Source organism: Streptomyces sp. NPDC006265, from assembly GCF_040613555.1.
Taxonomy (GTDB): Bacteria; Actinomycetota; Actinomycetes; order Streptomycetales; family Streptomycetaceae; genus Streptomyces.
On record NZ_JBEXSH010000633.1, the window covers coordinates 1 to 5435 of the forward strand.

Annotated in this window: 4 protein-coding genes and 1 pseudogene; 1 reads left to right on the forward strand and 4 read right to left on the reverse strand. The window is 71.1% G+C overall.

Annotated features, from left to right (window positions below; genetic code table 11):
* Positions 1-22: 22 nt before the first annotated feature.
* The gene (locus tag ABZ281_RS35945) at positions 23-1114 is read left to right on the forward strand and encodes an NUDIX hydrolase (RefSeq protein WP_356662260.1); all 1092 of its coding nucleotides are present in this window, start codon (positions 23-25) and stop codon (positions 1112-1114) included.
* A 243-nt stretch (positions 1115-1357) separates the two neighbouring features.
* Here the strand turns inward: ABZ281_RS35945 and ABZ281_RS35950 are convergent, their stop codons facing one another.
* The 4 genes and pseudogenes from ABZ281_RS35950 to ABZ281_RS35965 all read right to left on the reverse strand — a co-directional run.
* The gene (locus tag ABZ281_RS35950; RefSeq protein WP_356662261.1) at positions 1358-2461 is read right to left on the reverse strand and encodes a UDP-N-acetylmuramate dehydrogenase; all 1104 of its coding nucleotides are present in this window, start codon (positions 2459-2461) and stop codon (positions 1358-1360) included.
* Positions 2462-2476: 15 nt separating this feature from the next.
* A complete protein-coding gene (locus ABZ281_RS35955) occupies positions 2477-3514 on the reverse strand; it encodes a serine hydrolase domain-containing protein (RefSeq protein WP_356662262.1) in 1038 nt (345 codons plus the stop codon).
* Positions 3514-4824 (reverse strand): UDP-N-acetylglucosamine 1-carboxyvinyltransferase, encoded by a 1311-nt coding sequence (locus ABZ281_RS35960; RefSeq protein ID WP_356662263.1) that lies wholly within the window; start codon positions 4822-4824, stop codon positions 3514-3516. The genes ABZ281_RS35955 and ABZ281_RS35960 overlap by 1 nt, the downstream gene beginning before the upstream one ends.
* A 5-nt stretch (positions 4825-4829) precedes the next feature.
* Positions 4830-5435: pseudogene (locus tag ABZ281_RS35965) on the reverse strand (hypothetical protein); the annotation flags it as partial.

A 5435-nucleotide genomic window follows, 5' to 3' on the forward strand; every position in this document is an offset into this window, starting at 1 on the left:
GCCCGTTCCTGATCGGAGAGCCATGACGACCACATCCGTTCCCGGCGAGCTGCCCGGCACCGCCATGACCGACGAGGCGTACGGCGCGATGCGCGCCGCGGCCGCCCTGTGGGTCGGCACGTCTGTGCTCATCACCAACCCCTTCGGCCAGGTTCTGGTCCAGCACGTCGACTATCGCGACACCTGTCTCCTGGCCGGCGGCGCCGTCGACAAGAACGAGTCCCCCGCTCGCGCAGCAGCCCGTGAACTGGTCGAGGAGCTCGGAGTCACCGCCACCGTCGACCGCTGCCTGGCCGTCGACTGGATCGCCGCCGACAGTACCGGCGCACCCGCCGCCATGCGGTTTCCCGGCGAGATTCTGCACGTCTTCGACGGCGGCACCTGGGAGGACGACCGGATCGGCGAAATCCGGTTGCCGCCGAGTGAGATCACCGGGATCGAGTTCGTCGAGCCCGCGCGACTGCCCGATCTGCTCTCCCCGGCGGACGCCCGCCGCGCCCTGTCCGCGCTGCGCGCCCGGATCAACGCTGGCGGGACGGTGATCCTGGAGAATGGCCTCCCGCTCGCCCCGACCATTCTCGACCGCGCAGCCGTCCTGCAGACCGCCCGCCCCACGTACCACTATCCCTGGCACCAGGGGCCAGCTCCGCACGACCTCGCAGTCACCCAGGTGTGGGCCTGGTGCTTCGCGCCGGACGGACGCGTCCTCGTCCTTCTCGAACCCCACACCGGAGTCGCCATCCTGCCCGGCGGCACACCCGAGGAACAGGACCAGGGCGACCCCGTAGCCACTCTGCGTCGCGAAGTTGAAGAGGAGGCGACCGCCCGGATTGGGAGCCCGCTGCTCCTGGGACACGTCACCGACCCCTCGGTACGGCGCGGGTACCTGCGCTACGCCGCCGCACTCACCAACGTCGGCCCCGCGCAGCCCGATCCAGCCACGGGCCACACCTACATCCGCATCCTGGCCACCCCCGAACAGGCTATGGAGCTCTTCGACTGGGGGCCAACGGCCGTTGACCAGCTCGCGGTCGTCCACTGGGCCCGCCAGCAGCTCGGCGTTCCCCGGGCCGTCCGCCAACCTGTCACCGAACTCTCCGGCCCCACTGGGTAGCCGCCGCTTCGCGTTTTTGGGGACAACTGGGCGAAGAACCCGGCTCTTTTCAACAGCCGCCTCGACCGCTACCCAGGGCGCCAGCTCTCCTGGAAGCCTTCCGTCTGTGGTGACGCCCGGCCTCACAGGCACGGGGACGAATCCAGGACCTTTGCTCGGCATCCGAACTGCGTTCCTGACAGGCGAGGGCTCGAGAGCAGCGGCCCGAGACCCTTGGTTGAGGTCGGGCCGGTGCGGGCGGGCTCACGCCGGCGCAAAGGCGTCCGCCCCCGCTGCGCCTCCTCGGTGGGAGGGCCCGGCCGGGCCGTCGGACGATCCTGTACCCGGGCCCGACCGAACAGGCTCCGGACGAAGTCGGATGCCGTACGCCTCGAAGACTGCGGCGGCGAGTTGCCGGAGAGCCGAGGTGAAGGCAGTTGCTGTGGCACCTTCTCGCGCGGTCAGCGTCAGGGTTCGGGCGGTGGAGCAGTACACCCCCGGCCCGATACGGCCCCCGGGACGGTAGTCACACTGCTCCAGCAGCCACCCGGCGCTTGCGCGCAGGGATCCGCTCTGGTCGCGGTGGACCGGGCCGTCGGCGCAGCGTACGGCTGCGGCCTGGACGGGAGTGATGACCGGGTTGAGGAAGACGGACCCTGCCTGCCGGGCATCAGGGCCGGAATCCGGCAGGGCGAGACCGCGCTGCTCCCGGTCGGTGATCACGGCTTGGGCGGCCTCGGCGAGCGGTGGCCGGGCCCCCAGTCCTACGGCCAAGGAGTCGGCGAGGTGCTGGTAGGCGACCGGGGCCGCCGATGAACTGCGGGTGAGACACACGGTGATGTCGAGGATCGTCCACCGTCCGGGCTGGGACTTGAAGGCGCTGGCGCGGTAGCCGAAGCCGCAATCCCCGGCTCGGAGTTCGACGATGCGTTCGAGGTGCCAATCGAAGGCGGTGACGCGGGTGAGGGTGTCAGATATCTGCTGTCCGTAGGCACCGGTGTTCTGCACCGGGGCGGCACCGGTCGTGCCGGGTATGCCGCCGAGGTACTCGATCCCCGAGAGCCGCTGGTCGACGGCGAACGCGACGAGCGCGGAGAGCGGTTCTCCCGCCTGTGCGACGACCTCCACGAGGTCGTCGCCGAGCGGGCGTACGGTCACCCCGCGGGTGGCCATGCGGATCACGGTCCCGGGGTATCCGGCGTCGTCGACCAGGGTGTTGCTGCCGCCGCCGAGTAGGAACGGTGCTGTGTCTTCACCCAACACGGAGCGGGCGAGGTCGGGCCAGGTGGCGGGGTCGGTGTGAGTGAGGAGGCGGTGGGCGGGGCCGCCCAAGCGAAGCGTGGTGTGGTCGGCCAGCAGCTCACCCATGGGGTGCCTCCGTGGTCAGGTGGCGGAGATCGTCTTGAGTGCGAGTTCCCGCAGCGGGGCGATCTTGGTGCGGGCGTTGCCGCCGTAGATGGCGTTGGTACAGATCACGAGGTAGCGGCCGGTCTCCGGGGCGAGGTAGAGGCTGGTGCCGGTGAATCCGTGGTGGTACGCGACGCGTCCGCCGGCGGCGAGGATCCAGCACAGCCCGCGGTCCAGCCCCGGTTCGATCGGCGCCTGGGGGACAAGGCTGGCATGCAGCCAATCGCCCAGGCCGTGCTCGTCGCCGTCCGCGTGCGCGACCAGTAGCCGACGGGCGTACAGGGCGAGGTCGGCGGGGGTGGAGAAGACCCCGGCGTGGCCGGCGATGCCGCCGAGCAGGCCGGCATTGTCGTCGTGCGGGGCGCCCCAGATCCGCGGCGCGCCGGGGATGCGCTGCTCAGTCGGGGCGACCTGCGGGGTGCGGGAGAGCGGTCCGTACACCGTGGCGTCCATGCCGAGTGTCTTCCACAGGGACTTGCCGAGCTGGTCAAGGGGGCGGCCGTGGATGTGGGCGAGGGCCAGGCCGAGAAGGATGTAGCCGCGGTTGATGTAGCGGTGCTGTCCGGGGGCGTCTTCCAGGGGTTCACGGCACAGGAGTTCGTGCAGCGGCAGGTCGGCGCCACGGTAGTGGTCGAGGCGGGTCGAGGCACGGAGCCCGGAGGTGTGGGAGATCAACTGGCGGACGGTCGCCTCGCCGCTGGGGCACTCGCTGTTCATCGGGGGCAGGAAGTCGCGGATCGCAGCGTCGAGGTCGAGCAGCCCGGCATCCAGGGCCTGGCCAATCAGGGGCCAGGTGGCGACGACCTTGGTCAGCGAGGCGATGTCATAGAGCGTGTCCTGCTCGGGTTCGCGCTCACCGCACTCGGGGGCGATCTTGCCAGCCTTGAGGAACTTGGCAGTGGTGCCGGTGGTGCCGTAGGCGAGGACACCGCCGGGGGTCGCACCGTCGGCGACGACCTGGTCGAAGGTGTCCCGGAGGCGGGTGATGTCATCGGCGGTGAACGGGACGGGCATCAGCGGCCTCCGGGGATGGTGGTGATCTCGGCTCCCAGCGTGGCCAAGTTGGGCAGCAGGTGGCCGTAGCCGCGCCGGAGATGGAACATCCCTCGGATCGTAGAGGTGCCGTCGGCGGCGAGTGCGGCGATCAGAAGGGCGGTCACCGCACGGATGTCCGCGGCCTGCGCCTCGGCACCGCGCAGCCGCACGGGCCCGCGTACGCGGATCGTCGACCCGTCGGCCGTGATGTCAGCGCCGAAGCCGCGTAGCCCCGGCACGTGGGTGTCGCGGCGGGGGTAGACCCGCTCGTCGATCATCGAGATGCCGCCGGCCTGGGTGAGCATCGCGGCTAGCTGCGGTGCGGTGTCGGTTGGCAGTGCCGGGTGCGGGCCGGTCGCGGTCTCAACGGGGCGTAGCACCCCGAAGAGCCGGGCCTGCATGCCGCCGCTCGGGTCGTTAGTCATCGTGATTCCGGCGTCGGCGAGGGCCCGGGCGAGGCCGGTTGGGAAGTCAGTGACGGTGATGTTGTCGAGGTGGACGCTGCCACCGGTCACTGCGGCGGCCATGACCATGGTGGCTGCCTCGATCCGGTCGGCCGCCACCGCGAAGGTGCCGCCGGCGATCCAGTCGCTGCCGGACACATGCAGGCCCTCCTCGTCGAGGTGGACAAGGACGCCCCTCTCGGCCAGGAAGCGGGCCGTCTCGGTGACTTCCGGCTCGATGGACGGGTGGGTGATCAGGCTGGTGCCGTGGGCGCGGGAGGCCAGCAGCAGCGCGGACACCGTCGCTCCCAGGCTCGGTCCGTACGGCGTGCTCACATCCACGGTGAACGCCCGCACCCCGCGGGGACCGCACCGTGCGCGGATGCCGGTGTCGTCTGTGACAACCTCGGCGCCGGTGGCCTGCATGGCCGCGATGTGCCGGTCGATGAGCCTCGGGCAGAACGCGTCGCCGCCGGGATAGGGGAAGGCGGCCTGCCCAGTCCGGGCCAGCACTGCCGCGGCAAGCACCGCGGTCGTACGGACCCGGCGGCCGAGCTCAGGATGGATGACCGGGCAGATGACGCCCGCCGGAGACACCGTGAAGCAGCCGTCGTCGTAGTCGGCGCGGGCTCCGGTATGGCGCAGGATCTGCGCGCACACGCCGCTGTCGGTGATGTTTGGCGCGCCCGTCAGGGCGACCGGGACGTCGGCCAGGAGGGTGGCGGCGTAGAGGTGAAGGGCGATGTTCTTGCTGCCCTGCACCGGGATTCGGCCGGAGAGCGGGTGCCCGCCGGTGATCCGCACGAGGGCGGTGTCCATGGCGTCGTGGGCGGGGGCGGTGGTCACCGCGGTCACCGGACCCGGGAGCCGGCGGGCAGGAAGCCGCCGATGTGGTCGCGGGGGTAGACCACCGTGCCCGGCCCGATCAGCGTGCCCGGCGACAGGACGGTCCCGGCCGGTAGGGCGACCTCGTCGCCGATGACGGCGCCGAACTTCGTCTGGCCGGTGGGGAGGCGCCGTCCGTCGAGGTTGACGGTAATTTCCTGGATCGCTGGCTCCGGGACGGGGCCGCAGTCGCACCGCAGTCCGGTGGTGGAGCAGAACGAGCCGACGTTGACCCTCCGGCCGATCACGGAGTCCCCTATGAAGCTGGGGTGCTTCATGAAGACGTGCCCGGCCAGCAAGCTGCGGGTGATCTCCGCGCCGAACCCGATCCGGCAGCCGGGGCCGATCACACTGTGGTCGCGGACCATCGCGCCGGCCGCCACGACGGCGCCGGTGCAGATCAGGACCGGACCGATTACCTGGGCGCCAGCCTCGATCCGGGCCCCGGCCTGGACGATCACCTCGCCCTGCACCACGGCGCCGTCACCGTCCCAGCGCACGGTGTACGCCCCCAGGTCGTCGGGCAAGGCGCGCAGTTCGGGCACGGTCTCCATCGCCCTGAGGAAGAGGGC

Coding starts and splice junctions, on each gene's coding strand:
- ABZ281_RS35945 (WP_356662260.1), top strand. CDS start 23: ATGACGACCACATCCGTTCCCGGCGAGCTGCCCGGCACCGCCATGACC.
- ABZ281_RS35950 (WP_356662261.1), bottom strand. CDS start 2,461: ATGGGTGAGCTGCTGGCCGACCACACCACGCTTCGCTTGGGCGGCCCC.
- ABZ281_RS35955 (WP_356662262.1), bottom strand. CDS start 3,514: ATGCCCGTCCCGTTCACCGCCGATGACATCACCCGCCTCCGGGACACC.